The organism is Oleiphilus sp. HI0067 (genome assembly GCF_001635735.1).
Genome location: NZ_LWFI01000506.1, coordinates 1 through 557, shown reverse-complemented (window position 1 = coordinate 557; position 557 = coordinate 1). Strand labels below are relative to the sequence as shown.

Genomic DNA, 557 nt, shown 5'->3' with positions numbered 1-557 from the left:
GTTTCGTGCAGCGCACTAAAAATAACTTGCCCAGGCAAGGAGCCATATACTTCGCCCTCACCCGCAGAAATAGATCTTTCGATAAGCTCTCGAGACTCAAGTAATATAGACTGCGCGTCAGTCTGGCCAAGAGGGATAGCCTTACAAGCAACTGCGGCCTGGTTTTCTAACCAACTCCAGAGAAAGGCCACCTTAAGCTCATCAATGGACAAACCTAAACCTTTTGCAGCATACGCGTACGCAGCTAGGAAACTTGGTTTCGAAGGCATTGCTACAGGCAAACTCGTAATAGCGTCTTGAGTGCGGATCAAACGCCGAAGACTTTGCCCAAGATTAAGCTCCTCGCTATACAGTTCACTTGTTTCACGACTAGCGAAAACGAGCTCATTCAAATCTTCAAATTCGCTCTGATCTTCGTTTTCCAAAGCGTGATATAACTTACTTAGCAAAGGAATATCGAGCTGACAAAGACCGAGTCGAATATAATCAAAACACCAAGCGCGCAAGCTTTCACGATCACTCACTCGCTCCGTCTCAATGACTTTCTCAAGCCCCTG

1 protein-coding gene is annotated in these 557 nt (G+C 46.5%); it reads right to left on the bottom strand.

All coding sequences use genetic code 11. The features are described 5' to 3' along the window. A partial coding sequence (locus tag A3739_RS06015; RefSeq protein WP_068500683.1) for an urease accessory protein UreF occupies nucleotides 1-557 on the bottom strand: 557 nt, incomplete at both ends.